Source organism: Streptomyces sp. NPDC006208 (assembly GCF_040613775.1).
In the GTDB taxonomy this organism is placed as follows: Bacteria; Actinomycetota; Actinomycetes; order Streptomycetales; family Streptomycetaceae; genus Streptomyces.
Window position 1 is genome coordinate 1 of sequence record NZ_JBEXSW010000031.1, and the last position, 16,766, is coordinate 16,766.

16 protein-coding genes are annotated in these 16,766 nt (G+C 71.1%); 8 read left to right on the plus strand and 8 right to left on the minus strand.

The features are described 5' to 3' along the window. Nucleotides 1-467: 467 nt before the first annotated feature. The gene (locus ABZ208_RS24330) at nucleotides 468-1,925 is read right to left on the minus strand and encodes a HAMP domain-containing sensor histidine kinase (protein ID WP_356911575.1); all 1,458 of its coding nucleotides are present in this window, start codon (nucleotides 1,923-1,925) and stop codon (nucleotides 468-470) included. Further along, on the minus strand, nucleotides 1,922-2,671 hold the full coding sequence (locus tag ABZ208_RS24335; protein WP_356911576.1) for a response regulator transcription factor: 750 nt from the start codon (nucleotides 2,669-2,671) through the stop codon (nucleotides 1,922-1,924). The genes ABZ208_RS24330 and ABZ208_RS24335 overlap by 4 nt, the downstream gene beginning before the upstream one ends. Nucleotides 2,672-2,841: 170 nt before the next feature. Between ABZ208_RS24335 and ABZ208_RS24340 the strand changes: the two genes are divergently transcribed. From ABZ208_RS24340 to ABZ208_RS24350, 3 genes are all read left to right on the plus strand, one after another. After that, on the plus strand, nucleotides 2,842-4,215 hold the full coding sequence (locus tag ABZ208_RS24340; protein ID WP_356911577.1) for a ferric reductase-like transmembrane domain-containing protein: 1,374 nt from the start codon (nucleotides 2,842-2,844) through the stop codon (nucleotides 4,213-4,215). A gap of 79 nt (nucleotides 4,216-4,294) precedes the next feature. Continuing rightward, the gene (locus ABZ208_RS24345; RefSeq protein WP_356911578.1) at nucleotides 4,295-4,729 is read left to right on the plus strand and encodes an FMN-binding protein; all 435 of its coding nucleotides are present in this window, start codon (nucleotides 4,295-4,297) and stop codon (nucleotides 4,727-4,729) included. A 31-nt stretch (nucleotides 4,730-4,760) separates the two neighbouring features. Continuing rightward, nucleotides 4,761-5,495 carry an FAD:protein FMN transferase gene (locus ABZ208_RS24350; RefSeq protein WP_356911648.1) on the plus strand — a complete coding sequence of 245 codons (735 nt, stop codon included), beginning with the start codon at nucleotides 4,761-4,763 and terminating at the stop codon, nucleotides 5,493-5,495. A 132-nt stretch (nucleotides 5,496-5,627) separates the two neighbouring features. Here the strand turns inward: ABZ208_RS24350 and ABZ208_RS24355 are convergent, their stop codons facing one another. Both ABZ208_RS24355 and ABZ208_RS24360 read right to left on the minus strand, forming a co-directional pair. Next, entirely contained in the window at nucleotides 5,628-6,650 is a 1,023-nt protein-coding gene (locus ABZ208_RS24355; RefSeq protein ID WP_356911579.1) for an alcohol dehydrogenase, read from the minus strand. A 274-nt stretch (nucleotides 6,651-6,924) separates the two neighbouring features. Next, a complete protein-coding gene (locus ABZ208_RS24360) occupies nucleotides 6,925-7,680 on the minus strand; it encodes a LysR substrate-binding domain-containing protein (protein ID WP_356911580.1) in 756 nt (251 codons plus the stop codon). Nucleotides 7,681-7,740: 60 nt separating this feature from the next. On the opposite strand from ABZ208_RS24360, the gene ABZ208_RS24365 reads away from it, so the two are divergent. Together ABZ208_RS24365 and ABZ208_RS24370 are read left to right on the plus strand one after the other, a co-directional pair. Further along, entirely contained in the window at nucleotides 7,741-8,145 is a 405-nt protein-coding gene (locus ABZ208_RS24365; RefSeq protein ID WP_356911581.1) for a DUF5997 family protein, read from the plus strand. Between the two features lie 275 nt (nucleotides 8,146-8,420). Beyond that, on the plus strand, nucleotides 8,421-8,621 hold the full coding sequence (locus ABZ208_RS24370; RefSeq protein ID WP_356911582.1) for a hypothetical protein: 201 nt from the start codon (nucleotides 8,421-8,423) through the stop codon (nucleotides 8,619-8,621). Between the two features lie 76 nt (nucleotides 8,622-8,697). On the opposite strand, the gene ABZ208_RS24375 is transcribed toward ABZ208_RS24370, so the two are convergent. After that, on the minus strand, nucleotides 8,698-9,501 hold the full coding sequence (locus tag ABZ208_RS24375; protein ID WP_356911583.1) for an SGNH/GDSL hydrolase family protein: 804 nt from the start codon (nucleotides 9,499-9,501) through the stop codon (nucleotides 8,698-8,700). Beyond that, the gene (locus tag ABZ208_RS24380) at nucleotides 9,488-10,057 is read right to left on the minus strand and encodes a PadR family transcriptional regulator (RefSeq protein WP_356911584.1); all 570 of its coding nucleotides are present in this window, start codon (nucleotides 10,055-10,057) and stop codon (nucleotides 9,488-9,490) included. Before ABZ208_RS24380 ends, ABZ208_RS24375 begins: the two co-directional genes overlap by 14 nt. Nucleotides 10,058-10,376: 319 nt before the next feature. Between ABZ208_RS24380 and ABZ208_RS24385 the strand changes: the two genes are divergently transcribed. The 3 genes from ABZ208_RS24385 (at nucleotide 10,377) to ABZ208_RS24395 (ending at nucleotide 12,188) form a co-directional block, all read left to right on the plus strand. Then, nucleotides 10,377-10,997 (plus strand): DUF6230 family protein, encoded by a 621-nt coding sequence (locus ABZ208_RS24385; protein WP_356911585.1) that lies wholly within the window; start codon nucleotides 10,377-10,379, stop codon nucleotides 10,995-10,997. A gap of 74 nt (nucleotides 10,998-11,071) precedes the next feature. Continuing rightward, nucleotides 11,072-11,551 (plus strand): DUF6114 domain-containing protein, encoded by a 480-nt coding sequence (locus ABZ208_RS24390; RefSeq protein ID WP_356911586.1) that lies wholly within the window; start codon nucleotides 11,072-11,074, stop codon nucleotides 11,549-11,551. Next, nucleotides 11,541-12,188, plus strand: a complete 648-nt coding sequence (locus tag ABZ208_RS24395) for a hypothetical protein (RefSeq protein ID WP_356911587.1) — start codon at nucleotides 11,541-11,543, stop codon at nucleotides 12,186-12,188. Before ABZ208_RS24390 ends, ABZ208_RS24395 begins: the two co-directional genes overlap by 11 nt. 41 nt (nucleotides 12,189-12,229) lie before the next feature. Here ABZ208_RS24395 and ABZ208_RS24400 read toward each other — a convergent pair whose 3' ends face one another. Next, on the minus strand, nucleotides 12,230-15,748 hold the full coding sequence (locus ABZ208_RS24400) for a CHAT domain-containing protein (protein ID WP_356911588.1): 3,519 nt from the start codon (nucleotides 15,746-15,748) through the stop codon (nucleotides 12,230-12,232). Between the two features lie 7 nt (nucleotides 15,749-15,755). Then, nucleotides 15,756-16,598, minus strand: coding sequence for a hypothetical protein (locus tag ABZ208_RS24405; protein ID WP_356911589.1), 843 nt, complete (start codon nucleotides 16,596-16,598; stop codon nucleotides 15,756-15,758). Nucleotides 16,599-16,766 lie beyond the last annotated feature (168 nt).

Consider the following 16,766-nt stretch of genomic DNA (forward strand, 5'->3'; position numbering starts at 1 on the left):
AGAGCGTGATGCCCCGCGTCGCGGTCCTGCCGCTGGACAGCAGGTCCCAGAACGCGGGTGTCCCCACGCCGCCCGGAGCCACGACACCGACTCCGCTCAAGCCCTGGGCCCGGATTGACATCGCCCTGCTTGAAGACGCGCGCCGGCGCAGAGTTTCGCCGATCTGCAGCGGCTGCCGCCCGGAGAGTTCGAGCGGGATCCCCGGACTTCTTTTGTACGCGGTCACGAGCGAAGCCGGTGACCGACGCGCACGCTCCGGCCGGGCCGGACCCGCAGCCGCCGCCCCCACGCGCACGCCGGCTGATCACGCCCGCCGGTGAACCCCGCGACCGGCGGATCCTGACACGTCGGCTTGCGTCTTCGCACGCCGCTCGGCCTCGCTGACCGCGCCCGCCGCCTCCCCGCCCACGCCTTGGACGACTACGTCCAGCGGCACCTGGAGCGGCCGCCCGGACCGCCTTTGCGCGTCAGCCGATGTCACCGGGCTGCGGCAGGGCAACCCTGAAGACCGTGCGGCCGGGACGGCTGCGAAGCTCCACGCAGCCGCCGTGTGCCGAGGTCACGGCGTGGGTGATGGCCAGGCCGAGTCCGGTGCCGCCCGCGCTCCTCGACCGCCCGTCGTCGGACCGTACGAAGCGTTCGAAGATCTCCGACTGCAGCTCCTTGGGCACCCCGGGCCCGTCGTCCTCCACGAGGATCTCCACCTGGCTGTCCCGCTCCACGAGGCCCACGCTCACCCTGGTACCGGGCGGGGTGTGGGTGCGGGCGTTGGCGAGCAGGTTGGTCAGCACCTGCTGCAGTCCCCGCTCGTCACCGCGTACGACCACGGGTTCCTCGGGCAGTTCGAGCACCCAGCGGTGCTCCCGTCCGGCCGCGCCGGCGTCACTCACCGCGTCCAGCACCAGCCTGGTCAGGTCCACCGGCTCGTCCGCGAGCGGTCGCCCCGCGTCCAGCCGGGCGAGCAGCATGAGGTCGTCCACGAGTTCGCCCATCCTCACCGATTCGCACCGGACCCGGTCGAGCGCATGGCGCACCTTGTCGGGCACCGGACCAGGATGGAGCAGGGCCAGCTCCGCGTGGCCGCGAATCGAGGCGGCGGGTGTGCGCAGCTCATGGCTGGCGTCCGCGGCGAACCTCCGCAGCCGTTCCTCGCTCGCGTGTCTGCGGGCGAGCGAGTCCTCGACATGCCGGAGCATCCGGTTGAACGCGCCCCCGACCTGGCCCACCTCGGTGCGGGGATCGGTGTCCGGGACCCGCGGCGGCATGGCGACCTCGCCACCGGCGAGCGGCAGTTGGGCCACCCGGGACGCTGTCGCGGCCACCCGGCGCAGCGGACGCAGCGAAAGCCTCACCCACGCCGCTCCCGCGATCCCTGTGGCCAGCAGCGCCGCCCCGAACACGATCGCCTCGACCAGCTGCAGCCTCTGCACGGTGTCCTCGACGGGCTGGAGCGGCAGGCCCGTGATCAGTACGTCGCCCGCGGGGCCCCTGACGCCTATCACCCGGTAGTCATGGAGTGTGGACAGCCGGATGGTGCGGCCTTTGCCGTCGCCCGGTACGTCCACCAGTTCACGGCGGTCGGTGGCGGTGAGCGCGACACCCGTCTCGGTCTGGTCTCGTACGACGGCGGCCTGGGTGACCGTACCGCCCAGCACGCAGGCACCGAAGGTCCCTGTGGCCTGTCCCCGGGTGTCAGGGCCGCCGTCGCCGCGCAGCTTCCTGGCGGGGTCGAGGCTCGCGGGAAAATGGTTGCCGACCGCCGTCAGCTGCTGGTCCAGCCGCCGGACGAGGAAGCCCTCGAGTGCGGTGGTCGTCGCCAGACCGACGGCTCCACAGCTCACCGCCAGCAGCACGACCAGGCCGATCGTCAGCCGGGCCCGGAGGCTGCGGACCGCCGGGACCGGGAAGGACGCGGTGGACCTCATGGCGGGTCCGGTTTGAGGACATAGCCGACCCCGCGCACGGTATGGATCAGGGGACTGTGCCCGGCGTCCACCTTCTTGCGCAGATAGCTGACGTAGAGCTCGACCACATGGGCCTGCCCTCCGAAGTCATAACTCCACACGCGGTCGAGGATCTGGGCCTTGCTGAGCACCCGCCGGGGATTGCGCATCAGAAAACGCAGCAGCTCGAACTCGGTCGGTGTCAGGTCCACCGGCTGCCCGCCGCGAGAGACCTCCCGGGCGTCCTCGTCCATCACCAGGTCGCCGACGGCGAGGAGCTTCGCCTCGTCCGTCGCACGCGTCATCCCGGCCCTGCGCAGCAGCCCGCGCAGCCGGGCGAGCACTTCCTCAAGGCTGAACGGCTTGGTGACGTAATCGTCACCGCCGGCGGTGATACCCGCGATGCGGTCCTCCACCGCGTCGCGGGCGGTCAGGAACAGCACGCACACGCCCGGCGCCCGGGCCCGCAGCCGGCGGAGTACATCGAGGCCGTTGATGTCGGGCAGCATCATGTCCAGCACCACCGCATCCGGGCTGACGTCCCGCGCCGCGGCGACCGCCTCCTCGCCGGTTCCCGCGGTGCTCACATCCCAGCCTTCGTAGCGCAGGGCGTCGGAGAGGATGCCGGCCAGATCGGGCTCGTCGTCCACGACGAGCACGCGAACGGGTGAGCCGTCGGGGCGGTGCAGGCCGGCCGACGGGGGCGAGGCGGTGTCGGGGTTTCTCATGGCCCCGGCAGTATCACCGCCGTACCTCTGAATTTCCTATGAGTCCGCGCACTGGACTCCTCTTCCGCTCCCCTTCAGAGGAAACACAGAAATTGTGCTGCCACGGTGTGCCGCACCCCGGGCCGTACGCAGACGACGGCCTCCGGGAGGACTTCAGCCGAGGGAGCCTCATGACCACCATCCAGCACACCCGCCGCAGCCTGCACCTGTCCCAGCACGCCCCGCCCCTGCCGTGGCGGCCGTGGCGCTCCCCCGCCGCGGGCGTTCTCACGCTCATCCACGCCGGCGCCGCTGCCGTGCTCGCACTGTGGTGGCGCAACACGGAGACGGTCGCGGGACCGGACGCGTGGCTGACGAACGGCGGCCGGATCACCGGGCTGCTCGCGGGCTACGCCTGCGCCGTCCTGCTCGCCCTGATGGCCCGGGTGCCCGCGCTCGACCGGAGCGTGGGGAGCGACCGGCTTGCCCGCTGGCACGCCATGGGCGGCCGGTACACCGTCTCCCTCTCCGTCGCTCACACCCTTCTCATCATCTGGGGATACTCGATCACCGCCGAGACGGACGTCATCGACCAGACGACCGCGCTGGTGTTCGCGTACGAGGACATGCTCATCGCCACGATCGGAATGCTGCTGCTCGTCGTCGTGGGGATCGTCTCCGCCCGGGCCGCCCGCCGCAGGATGTCCTACGAGACCTGGCACTACGTGCACTTCCTCACCTACCTCGCGGTCTTCCTCGCCTTCTTCCACCAGCTGTCCAACGGCGCCGATTTCGTGGACGCCCCGGCGGCGCGTCTCGCCTGGTACGGGCTCTATCTCGGGGTGGCGGGGCTGCTGCTGTGGTACCGCTTCCTGACCCCGCTCAGGCGCGCACTGCGCCATCGCCTCTCCGTCGCCGAGGTACACCCGGAGGCTCCCGGAGTGGTTTCTGTCTACATCACCGGCCGGCACCTCGATGCGCTGGCCGCGGAGCCGGGCCAGTTCTTCCGGTGGCGCTTCCTCGCCCCCGGGATGTGGTGGGCAGCGAATCCGTACTCGCTGTCCGCTCCGGCCGACGAGCGCCATCTGCGGATCACCGTCAAAGCGGCAGGCGGTCACAGCGCCGCGCTGGCCGGTCTCCGGCCCGGCACCCGGGTGTGGGCGGAGGGCCCGTACGGTGCCTTCACCCGCGCCCGCCAGGGGAGCCACAAGGTGCTGCTGCTCGGCGGGGGCGTCGGCATCACGCCCCTGCGCGCGCTCTTCGAGACCCTGCCGGGCGACATGACACTGCTCTACTACGCCCGGAGCTTCCAGGACCTCGCCCTGCGCGACGAGCTCGACGGGATAGCCGCCGCCCGGGGCGCACGTCTGCACTACGTCGTCGACGAGCGCACCGGGCCGTCCCTGCCACTGACGGCAGCCGCCCTGAGCGACCTGGTACCCGAGCTGACGTCGCACGACGTCTATGTCTGCGGCCCGCCGGGAATGGCCGTCGCCGCGAAGGCGGCACTGCGCGACGCAGGAGTCCCACGGCACCGCGTGCACCACGAGTCGTTCGCCTTCTGACCCGCATCAGCTTTCTCACCCGCATCAGCCTTCTGAACCGCGTTCGCTTCCGACCAGCGCCTCCGAGGAGAGAGACCTCATGATCCGAGCTGCCGCAGTCACCGCCGCCACCGCCGCGGGCATCGTCCTGCTGCTGTCCCTGAAGCCGCAGGAGGACCCCGCGGCAACCGCGGCCCCGCCGATACCCGCCCCTTCCCGTGAGTCCGCACCCGGCGGCAGCGCCTCGGCCCCGGAGCCGACCGGGCGGGTGTCCGGCAGTTTCGTCGGTGACACCGTCGAGACCCGCCAGGGCCCGGTCCAGGTGCGCGCCACCCTGGCCGACGGCCGGCTCACTGCGGTGCAGGTGGTCAAGGGCCTCCACGACGAGGGCCCGAGCGCCGACGCCGTCCCGCGGCTCACCGAGCGGGCCCTGGCCGCACAGAACGCGCAGATCGACGCCGTCTCCGGCGCCACGTACACCAGCCAGGGCTACATCTCCTCGCTGCAGAGCGCGCTGGACCGGGCCCGTGCCTGAGCCGGCCGGGCTGCGTCACGTCGAGCACGTCATGGGCACGGTGTTCTCCTTCGACGTCCGAGGCTCGGTGACGCCGGCGGTCACCAGGGCGCTCGGCGACGCGGTGGCCTGGCTGCACCATGTCGACTCGGTCTTCTCCACGTACCGCAGTGACAGCCAGATCAGCCGTCTGGGCCGCGGGGAGACGACACTCCCCATGTGTGACCCGGAGGTGGCGGAAGTCCTGGAGCTGTGCGAGGACGCCGCCCAGGTCAGCGGCGGCTGGTTCACCACGGCCGTCGGCGGCCGTCTCGACCCCTCGGCCATGGTGAAGGGCTGGGCGGTCGAACGCGCCTCGCAGCTGCTGTACGACGCGGGCGCACGCCATCACACCGTCAACGGCGGCGGCGACATCCAGTGCCGGGGCGAGGCCGCCCCGGGCCGGCCATGGCAGATCGGCATCGTTCACCCTCTCCACCGTGACGATCTCGCCACGGTCGTCGTCGGCCGGGACATGGCCGTCGCCACCTCCGGCACCGCCGAACGCGGCTGCCACATCGTGGACCCCGTCACCGGCGGACCGGCAACGGCTCTCGCCTCGATCACCTTGGTGGGCCGCCACCTCACCGAGGTCGACGCCCTGGCAACGGCCGCCTTCGCGATGGGCGACGCCGCTCGTGCATGGCTCCGGTCCGTGGAAGGTGTCGAGGCGTTCGCCGTCACGACCGACGACAGCGCCTGGTGGACCCCCGGGTTCACGACCCACAGAGCCGGCCCGCAGCCGTAGGCCGCGGCGACCGTCTCGTTCGCCGACGCCGTCGCAGCGGGACCACTCGGCGAAGTCCCCGTCACCACGGCCGGGTTCTCGATCCCACCCGCGTTCACATCCGTCTGCGTCACGGTGTACTGGTGCGCAACGTCAGCGAGTGGTGAGGACCATCCGGAACCGCGCGGCTCCGGACATCATCTTCCGGTACGCCTCGGCGGCCTGGTCCAGGGGCAGGATCTCGACCATCGGGCGGATGCCGTGCAGGGCGCTGAACGCCATGGTGTCCTGCACGTCCTGCGCGGTCCCGGAGGGGTGCCCGCGGATGATCCTGCCGCTCATGAGCAGCTGGTTCGGGCTGATCCCCAGCGGGTTCACGTCCGCGCCGACGACCACGAGCTCGCCGCGGGGGGAGAGCCCTTCCGCGGTCGCCGTGATGGCGTCGGAGTTGGCGGCGGTGGCCAGGACCACCTTCGCGCCGCCGAGGGAGCGGAGCGCGTCCGCGACGGGCGTGTCCGCCGTGCTGTCGATGTAGTGGTGCGCACCGAGCTGCTTGGCGAAGTCGGCCTTCCCCGATCCACGGGCGATGGCCGCGGTCTCGAAGCCCATGGCCGCCGCATACTTCACCGCCAGGTGGCCGAGGCCCCCGATACCGAGCACGGCGACCAGATCGCCCGGCCGTGCGGAACTGCGCCGCAGCCCGTTGTACGTGGTCACCCCCGCGCAGGCGAGGGGTGCCGCATCGGTCGCCGTCAGCGCGTCGGGGATCCGCGCCAGGGCGTCCTGCGGTGCGACCACCTTCTCGGCGTACCCCCCGTCGTACGCCCACCCCGGAACCTTCAGGTTCTGGCACACGATGAAGTCACCCTGTCTGCAGGGCGTGCAGTGGCCGCAGCTGCCGCCGAACCAGCCCACCGCCACCCGGTCGCCCACCTGCCAGCCGCTGTGCGTCCCCTCGCCGAGCTCCTCGATGCGCCCGGCGATCTCATGCCCGGCGACCAGAGGAAACCGGACGCCAGGGAACAGTGCGTCCACGAAAGCGACGTCGCTGTGACAGATCCCGCAGGCGTCCACGGCGATCCGTACGTGGCCGGGGCCCGGCTGCGGTACCTCACGCTCGACGATCTCGAACGGACCGCCGGCGGCGGCCACCTGTACGACTCGATGGGTGCTCATCTGGATCTCTCCCGGGTAGCACGACGCGCGTACCTATCAGCACACCAGCTCGGGACCGATCACGCGCGCCAAGCCAGGTGAGCAGCCGGCGCCCTCGCGGAGCTGCGTGAAGGGCCGACGGCGTCAGATCGGGGTGCGTCCGGCAAGCTCGGAAGCCCGGCGGACCGGGCCGCGGACCACGGACTTGGTGGCGCGACACCGCATCTGGCGGCCATGCCCCGCGGCGGCTCCTCCGGCCCGCAGTGCCGGTACCGACTGCCGGCACGGGCCGAGGCTACGACCGACGGCGAGGTTTGCCGCGCTTGCCGCCCTTGGGGCCGCCGGCACCGCTCCGAGGGCTCTTGCCGGCTGCGGGCTTGCGCTGTGCACCGCCCTTGTCGGAGGGCTTGCGCTTCGGCTGGGCCGGGGCCGGGGCCGGGGGGCGACCCCGCGTGCTGTTGACGGTCCGCCCACGGACGATCCCGATGAACTGCTCGACCAGGTCGGTGGTCGCATCCTGCGGCCACGACAGTGCGATACGCGACTCGGGAGCGTCCGAGACCGGCCGATAGGTGAGGTCCTTGCGGTGGTGCAGGCGGGCGAGTGACTGGGGGACGACGAGGAGTCCCACCCCTGCCGCCACCAGTTCGACGGCATCCGCCGTCGTGGCGGGGCGCTCGATCGCGGGCCGTCCCGGCAGACGCTCCCAGCCGAGGACGTCGTCGAGGGGGTGCAGCACGATGTCGTCGGCAAGATCCTCGGCGGACACCTCGTCGACCGCCGCCACGACATGGTCCTTCGGGACCACGACCACCGTCGTCTCGGTGTAGAGAGGGATCGCGCTGAGGTCCGTCCGGTCGACCGGCAACCGTACGAAACCCGCGTCGGCGCCGCCGCCGCGCAGCATGTCGAACGCCTCAGCGGCGGGTACCCCGATGAGGTTCAGTGGGATTCCGGGCAGCCGCTCGTTCCAGATCCGCACCCACTTCGTGGGGGTCACTCCCGGGACGTAGGCGAGCCGGAACGAAGGGGGTACTTCCGAGCCTGTCACTCCGCCAAGGTTACCGGTCGTGGTCGGAGGTAGCGCACGCGCTCGAATACTCTGGACACCATGACGTCGCACCAGAGCGCCCAGACGATGAAGCCCGCAACCGCGGCCAAGAAGCTGGGCGTGTACCTCGAGGCCACCCCCGCCGAGTTCCAGGAGGGTGTCGTCTCGCGCACCGAATTGAACGCGCTGCAGGCCGATCCGCCCGAGTGGCTGCTGGATCTGCGCCGCAACGGTCCACATCCGCGGCCGGTGGTCGCGGCGAAGCTGGGCATCTCCATCTCGGGTCTCGCCCGTGGCGGAATCACGGACGCCCTCACCACGGAGCAGATCGACGCGCTGAAGCGGGACCTTCCCGAGTGGCTGCAGAAGGAACGCGCCACCCAGGCCGACGTCCGCAAGGAAGCGGCGCGCATCAAGGAGAAGAACGCGGCGCGCGGCGATCAAGGGGGCCAAGCGGGTTCCTGACCCGAGCACGGGCGCGGGGGCCCGACAGTGATCGTTCGGTGACACACGTGCCGAACGGCCACTGTCGACGGAGCGCCGGCGTCGATCGACGATCTGCAGGCGCTCCCCTGACGAACTACGGACATTTCACGGCCGTGCGCGGAGAACGGACGGTCCGCGCACTGTCGTTGCACCTCGACCGCTTGGTCCGGGACGGCGACGCCGTGTTCTGGACGGATCTCGACCCTGAGCCGTCCTGTTGATGCGTACAGCGTGAAGTCGGCAGGCGGACGGGGGTGTTCACCGTCCGCGTCACCGTCTTCGGTCCGGCGCTGGACATGCTGAAGCCCGCCTCGAAGGCGATCGGTGAACCGCTTTCCGTACGGGCCGCTTTCGCCTCCAACTTTTCGGTCGGTGTCCGTACGCCGAGCGCTGTGGACGACATGGCGTTCCCGGTCGAGCCCGTGCTCTCAGCCGTTCCGCCGGAACCCCTGTAGCCGGCCTACGGCTTCACCGCTGCCGCATCCACAGGGTCCGGCCTCGGGTTCCGTCGCCCGATGTGGCCGGTGTGACCTACGAGATGCGTCCGTCGGGAAGTGGGCGGACAGGAAGAAGCTGCGGGCGTTTCGCTGTGCGGCCGTCTCCGGAGGAGCGGCCGCGCAGGCGCCTGCCGAGCCAGGGGCCGAGGAACGAGGCGGCCCAGCGCAGTTCGGTGGCCACAGCTCGCCATCCGGCGGGGGGCGGCGCTTCCGGGGGAGGCAGAGGGTGCGTCCAGGCGTCGCTGCTGCCGGGTAGTTGGAGGGTGTGGGCGATGGCGGCGGCGATCCGTTCATGGCCGAGCGGGCCGGCATGGAGCCGGTCCGGACTCCACAGGCGGAGATCGGTGACGACGTCATGGAGAGAGGTCTCGCCGACGGCGACCCGGTGCCGTCGTGCCGCCTCCCGGATGCGGTGGTTGAGGGCGACGACACGGGAGTTGATCGGGCGGGCGAGCGGCGTGATCCGTGCGACGTCGGGGAAGGTGAGGGTCACCACACGGGCGCCCTGGGCGGTGAGCGCGGCGAACATCGCCTCCAAGTGGCCGGCGACCTCGTCGGCGTCGAACCGGGGGCGCAGCAGGTCGTTGACGCCGGCGACGACGGTGGCCAGGTCCGGGTGCAGGGCGAGGGCGGAGTCGAGCTGTTCCGCGCGGACCTGTCCGGCGAGGCGGCCGCGTACGGCGAGATTCGCGTACTCGACACCGGGGCTGTGCACGGCGAGCAGCTCGGCGAACCGGTCGGCGAAACCCCGCAGCCCCACGACGTCGTCGCCGTCGCCGAGGCCCTCGGTCTGGCTGTCACCCAAAGCTACGTAACGCAGGTACTCACCGCTGCGCATGAGCCGCCCGCCTTTCCCGCAGGATCGCCGCCGTGCGCTCGCACCAGTCCCGGTTGCCCTGTTCGAAGGCGAGGCCTCGCAGGCAGGTCAGATAGGGGCCGATCCGCTCGCCGTGCCGCAGGAACTCCTCCTCGCTGCGGTCGCCGCGGATCTTGTGCAGCAGCGAGCCGAACAACTCGACCTTGGCCCCGGCGAAGGCGGCCCGCTCCATGAGCTGCGCGATGACCTCGTCGGTGTCGATGAGATCGGAGGCCTGGACCTTGACGACCAGGTCGTCACGCATGAACGAGGGCTTGGCGGAGGCCGCCGCGAACCGTTCCAGCTCGGCGAGACCAGCGTCGGTGACCCGGAACAGGCGCTTGTTGGGCCGGGTGTCCTGGACCACCTCCCGGCCCGTGACCAGCCCGTCCGCCTCCAGTTTGGCCAGCTCGACGTACAGCTGCTGAGGCAGCGCGTGCCAGAAGTTGGCCACGCCCATGTCGAAGGACTTGGCCAGTTGGTAGCCGCTCAGCTCCTCATCCAACAGCGCCGCCAGCACGGCATGACGCAAAGCCATCGGACCGCTTCCTCTCCCATCCGCCCGCTGAACCCCAACCCACCCATCATACTCAAGAAAGTGACTAATCAGGTTCACGACTACCGAGCATGTACAGCAGCCGGCCACCTTCGGGCAGCTCGACCACGCGGGCCCGTGAAGCGCCCGCCGAGGGTTGCGGTGGGCCACAACCACCTGAGCCACAACCACCTCACCCGTCTGCACGCCCTGATGTGCCGACAGCTTCCGGTCACGTCAGCCTAGGATCGATCAGCAAATGCTGGGACATCGCCTATCTTGTCTGGCACCGGCATGCCCATCTCTCGACCGGAGGAGACGGATGTCGGACGCATGCGGCAGGACACGCTGGAAGCGCTTCGCCGTCGTCCTGGCATCGGGTGTCACAGCGGCCACGGCTCTCGGTATCGCCATGGCGCAAGGAGCGCTGGCCGCGTCGTTCTTCGTTTCCGGACAGAAGTTCCAGATCGGCGCCGACACGCTGAAGGCACGAGGCCTGAGCATCTACGGCATGGTGGACACGCCCCGGAAAGGTGCTCCCGTACCGGTCGTGGTCACCGGGATGAGGCACGCCAAGATCGACGGCTTGTGCCAGTCCATCGTGGTCCCGATCCCGGTCCTCGGCACCTACACGCTGAGGCTCACCGGTGACGACGGTCAGGCCGAGGCGAAGGACATGTTCATCGACGGGACGGCCTTGGCGGCTGATGAGGCCTTGCTCAATGATCTCGACATCGGTGTCGCGGCCGGCTCGCTCACCACGGGCAAGATCAACCCGGAGGACAGGGACTCCCGGTTCTTCGATCCCAACGGCATCGCGCAGCAAGCCGCATCGGCCACCCTCACCGACGTGCGTGTGACCGCGATCGCCGTCTCGGCCGCCACTCTCAATGTCCCCGGTCTCAACATGCGTCTCGTGCGGGGCAATCACTCGTGTTTCTGACCGCATGACCCGGCACACGCCCGCCGGGTGCCTGCCGGCCCTGGCTCCCGCCCGCTTTCACATGGAAGACGCACGTGATCCACAAGCTTCTTCGCAGACGACCGGAACTGCAGGCCGCGATCGCCGGCGCCCGACGGAGGTTCGGGGCCTGGCGCGGTGAACGTCCCTTCTGGGCAGGCCTGTTCACCCTTGCCGCGGGAGTGCCCGTCCTCTACTTCCCCTACGTCGGCCTCAGTCCGGGTGGCATCCCTCTGGCCCTGTCCACCACGGCCGGCGGAGGGTCGCTGATCATCGGGATCCTGCTTGTCGTCCTCGGCATCACCCTCTGGTTCCACCAGCAGGTGCGCGTGTTCGCCGGGATCGCGACCATGCTGCTCGCTCTGGCCTCCTTCCCCATGGTCAACTTCGGGGGAATGCTTCTGGGTCTGCTGTGCGGCCTCGTCGGCGGGGCTCTCGCCTGTGCCTGGGCCCCGCCGGACCCCGCGGAATCCCGGTCGGCGGCACACGGCGCCCCCGCAACTGTTGCGGTGAGCGAGGGCCAGGGTGAGAGATAGCGGCCTGAGCGGCGTACTCGACCGGTTGCGCAGGTCACTCGCCAGGACGCTGGCGCTGACGGCGTTGCCGGCGGTGCTGGTCGGTGCGCCCGCGGCTTCGGCCGCGTTCCTCTCCTCCGACGGCATCCACCCGTTCGTCGCTGCCGGCACCGGTGCTCCGCGCGACCGTTCGCCTGCCCCTCTCGGCAGCCGCCCCTGGGTTCTGCGGGCGGAGCGACTCGTCCTCCACGGGAGCGTTTTCCACGGGGTGGTGACCGTACGGACCGCGGCCGGTGCCGAACGGGTTCTGAAGTTCACCGCACGGTTGATGGACATCGCCGGCCTCGACCTGACGACCGGCGGCAGCAGTGGGCTGCGCCTGCGGGCCAGGCCCGCGGCCACGTCCACGATCAGGGGCAAGGGCGTGGTGACGCTCTACACCGCGAGGCTGTCCGGCTCACTCACCAGTCTGGGCGGCGCACCACTCCCGGCGGTCCGCAGCGTCACGATCAGCCCCGACGCCCTCCCCGGGTGGCTCTCTCACCCGGGGGTCGCCACGCGGACCGTCGCGTTCGACGACGTGAGCATGTCGCAGATCGGCCAGTTCGGCGGCGATCTGACCATCGCCGGACCGGACTTCCGCGCCGCGGGCCGGTGAGCATCCCCCACCGGTGCGTCGCGCGGACCTGGGGCACGGTGTCACGAGCCGAGATGAACGAGGGACGGAAGTGGCCGGCCGCCTCGACCGAACCGTTCTCCCTCACTCCCCCGGGCCTCTGCCATGACCTGGTGCAGCGCCCACGGCACCCGGTCCGGCTGGAGCCGGTGATCCTGGTCCAGCAGCAGGCGGTACACCTTCGCCGCCAAGGATCCGGACGCAGTTGTGAGGCGGTCCGGGCCGGACGTGCTGAGGGAGGTGACGACATGGCGGCATCCCGCGAAGTGCAGGCTGCCCGCCAAGGTGTCCCGATCGGGTTCCGTGCCGCTGCCGACGGCCCCGCCGTACCCGGAGAGGAACACCAGCTCGGTGTGGGACAGGTCCGCCGCAGCGATGTCCGAGGCACTCAGCGGTCCGTCGGCCAGCGCGAGCGCCACGCCCATGTCCCCGACTGCGCCCGGCGCCGATGTGCCCTCGACCCGCTGCACGGGTGCGGGCGACCGCACAAGACGGCAGACGAGGTGAACGACCTCGACCTCCGAGAGGGCTTCGAGTACGGCGAGTCGGGTGGCCGATCGGCCGCCCAGCACGTCGAACTCCATTCCCGTACCACGCAGCACCGCCACCTCCTCCTCGGCGGACCGGGCCCACCACGTCTCGTCACCTGCGTTCCCCACCACCACCAGTGCCCGGGACGGCCTCCGGGCAGGGCGGCCGGCCCCGGGACGCCGGTGCCGCAGCAGGCCCGCCAGTCCAGGCGCGTACGACGAGACGGGCGCGGGACCGGGCGCCGGCTCCGCGCCGGTCTCCACCCGCTGCGGGGGGTACGCCTCGTGTACGGGGAGGTCAGAGAGCGGCCCCGTGGGGCACCACCAGACCCACGGGGCGATCCCGCGTTCCGCGCCAGGCAACCGCCGTGCCAGCTCTTCCATGGCCGGTCTCAGTGCCTCGCGCATCTCGGACTCCTGAAACTCCGGCCCCCGTCGGACCGAGGGGGCCTCCATGCCGGGCAGCTCCACGACGGAGACCGAGTCGCCCGTCAGGATCAGAGCGTCGCTGCGCAGAGCGGCCACGTTGAGAACGACCACCGGCCCGTCGACTGTGGCCGCCCGCAGATCATCTTCGGCCAGCCTCGGCGCAAGCCGGGCGGTCTCCCTGCGGAGCCGGTACAGCCTCTGCCTGCGCGGCTGGCAGGAACCGGCGTCGCCTTCCCGCAGCGCCCGTCCGGCCAGGATCACGCGGTGCAGGCACAGGCCGCGCTCAAGGAGTTCCACGGCCTCCATGAGCTCACCTGCGGCCACGGCGCAGGCAGCGGCGTTCTCCGGCATCCCGGCGAAGCCGTCGGCGACAAGGGTGAACTGGGCGTCGCCCATGCCCACCCAGTCGAGGCGCTCCAACTGGTCGAACAGCCGCTTGAAGCCCTGCAGGGCGAGGGAGGCGCGACCTGCCCGAACCCCCGACCGCGCAGCGTTCCGGGCCGCGGCCACTCGCTCGACCGGTCCGATGCTCCGCTCGTCAAGGGCCGCCTCAAGGTTCAGTCGAGAGGCCCACTCGGCATGCTCAGGCTTCTCACGCAGCCACGTGACGTCCGCCGCCAAGGGAGCGAGGCAGGCCACCAGCTCGGCGCGATCAGCTGTCGGCTGGTCCGCGTCCAGGGCCTCCCGGCCGAGAGCCAGCGCTTCGTCGAACGCCTTCCCGCCCGTGCCTTCCGGCGTGTGCTCCCCGCCGACCACAAGGCGGACGTGCAACGCCCGCAGCAGGCCGTGCAGTGCCAGTCTCCTAGTCCGGCCCTCGCGTTGAGCCCCGCCGGTGGTGGTCGCCGCCAGCACACCGCGCAGGATCTGCACTCCGTGCTCCGCGTCGTCCACGCTGTCGGTGGCCCTCGCCCGGTAGCACAGAGCACGTGCGTACTGGACGAGCAGGGCCGCGTCCTCCGGATGGTCGGGTCGCAGGGCGGGCGAGGCCGCCTGGAGCAGGGCGAGAGCGCGACCCAGGGCAACCACATCACCTCGGTCCGCGTAGCGCGTCAGGCGCTGGGCGACCGTCCGGCTCAGGATCTGGGCGCGCGTGGGAACGCGGCGGGGGCCGCTGGGGGCGGCAGCTGACCGCGCGACAGCACGGTGAACACTCTGCGCGGCCATCCGGGCGACGTCACGGGCGTGCCAGCGCCCCCTGGGGAAGTCGGCACGCCATACGCGCGTATCCGTGTCCCGGAGCCAGCTGTGCTTCCCCCAGTGGGAGATCAGCTGGGCCTCCGCTCCCGTGGTGCTCACCCCGTCGAGGGCCAGCAGGAGCGGCGGCGGGCCTTCGGACCCGGCACACCACGAGACCACCAGTGCGATCTGCTCCCGCACCATGGGCGAACGGATCTCGACCGGGTCGAGCAGCATGACTGCCGCGTGGAAAGTGTCCGGCCAGGAGATGTCACCGGCCTCGGTCGGGAGCGACTGCAGCGCTCTGATGTCCAGCACCTGGTACCCGGCGCCGTGCAGCAGCTCGCACAGGTTGTCGTACACCCACTGCGGAAAGCCTGCTGTATCAGGGCGGCGGCCGATGAGCACGGTCGGACGGGCCGGGGCCGTCGGATCCTGCCGCTCGGGGCGGCCATGGGTCCCGAACAGGCCATGGGCCGTCCCCGACGGATCGTAGACATCGCTTCCGGCATTGACCAGGCGTGCCGAGGGCGAGCATCCCGTACGGGTCTCCCGCCGGCCGGAGTGGACCAGAAGCACCTCGCTGTCCTGGCCCGTTGTGCCCGGGCGCAGCTCCAGTACGACGGGTTCGGTTCCGGGGGCACGGATGAGCATCGTGTCGGGCTCGTCGCCCGCGGCACCGCCGACGCTCAGCACGCCGCGGTGCATACGGACGGGGATCTCCACCTCGGGGACAGCGCCTTCACCCGATGCGGCCACGGCGTCGACGACCATGGCGGCGTCGGCACAGGTGAGTCCGGCAGGCCCACGGCGATCGATGCCGGTACCGGTGTCGAGGCAGGCAGCGATCGAACGGAACTGCCACCCGGTGACGGTGTCCAGCAGGCTCTCCGGGAGACGGCGCCAGGCACCCACGAGCCAGTCGGCGACGCCCTGGCGTCCTTCGTCCTCCACCAGAGCCCTGAGCGCCGAACGCAGCGCCGCTTCGGCATCGGCCAGCGCGTTGTGGCCGCCGAGCGCAAGCCGCCAGGTCACCTCCTCCTCCAGCCGCATCAGAGGTGAGAGATGACCGTGGAGCCCCTCGATGAGACGGCCCAGGTGCCTCAGCGGGTCGTCCGCCGCGCAGCGCGCGAGTCGGTCGGCGAGGCGCGCCCTGAGGACCCGCTGGACATCCGGAAGCAACACCATGGCGCGGGGATTCCGGGATGCTGTCCAGGCACTGAACCACAGGTCGGACTCGGCGCCGACATCCGCCTGCGGCAGCAGTGCGAAACGCACCGCCCGCATCAGTTCAGGCTCGATGCGGACGGCGGTGCTGAGCAGTTCCGCGAGCTCGGCGGCCTCGGGCGGCGGGCCGGGCGGCAGGTCGTCCCATCCGTGCCCCGGTGTCGTGTCAGCACCGCTCACCGTGGCCTCACCCCTCTCCCCCGAGAACGGAGTTCGCGCCGCAGCCTGCCTGGGCCGGGGCCACCCGGGCGGTGACATGCCCCACGGTGGTGCCGCGGTCCCAGGCGAACACCGGCATGGTCGCGGGCAGCCAGGCAGGAAAGCGGTCCCTCGGCAGTGGCAGCAGACCCAGTGGGCGGGCGCCATGGCGTCGCACCTCGGCAGCGAACTCCCGCCACTCGGCCGGCCTGCTCCTGCGGTGGTCTCCTGGTGGCCCGATCGTTCCGCAGTCGCTGAGCAGCAGAACCGCACTTCCGCGAGGAGGAGGCTGATAGGTCCGCCAGGTCCAGAACGGTCCCTTGCCCGCGCCGCGCAGGGGTGCGTAGGCGAAGCGCAGCAGCTCCGTCTTCTCCTTCCCGACCAGGGCCTCGACCCGCTCGCACAGCTGCGTCTGGTCACGGGAGAACAGCTGCATCGCGGGCCCGTGGTCGACCAGGATCTGAACGCCGTGACGCAGAGTCCGCAGCATGCGCCGGGGCAGTTCGGTCAGCGGCAGGCCACGGGCGAGGAAATCGACGGTCGTCTCGACCTCCACTTCGCCCTCGGGTGCTGTGCCGGCGAGTGCCGCCTCCAACAGGGCTGCGGTGGACAAGGGCGCGAGCAGCGGCGTGTACGCCGGCCGGCGACTCATCAGCTCGCGGTCGGGCCTGGCGACACTGGGACGCGACCAGCCACGGGGCCATGCGGGCAGGGTCTCCAGGGGGCTGAGCCTCGGGTGGCCCGTGCCGCCGCCGACCGCACCTGCGTCAACTGCCCTGTACTGTCCGGGGTCCTCCGGGTCGAGTCCGAGCCCTCCGAGCACGGTGGGCACAGCCGACCCGCGTTCCTCCCCAGTGGCCGGCAGCCCCGGCCCCTTCCCGGCCGCGGCCGCGGCGGCGTGTTCCGCTGGGGCATCGGCACTCCAGGCGGGTCCTGTGTCCTGCGGCCCGGTGGGCAATGACGGGCCCAGACCGAGGAGACGGGCAATGCGTCTCGCCGT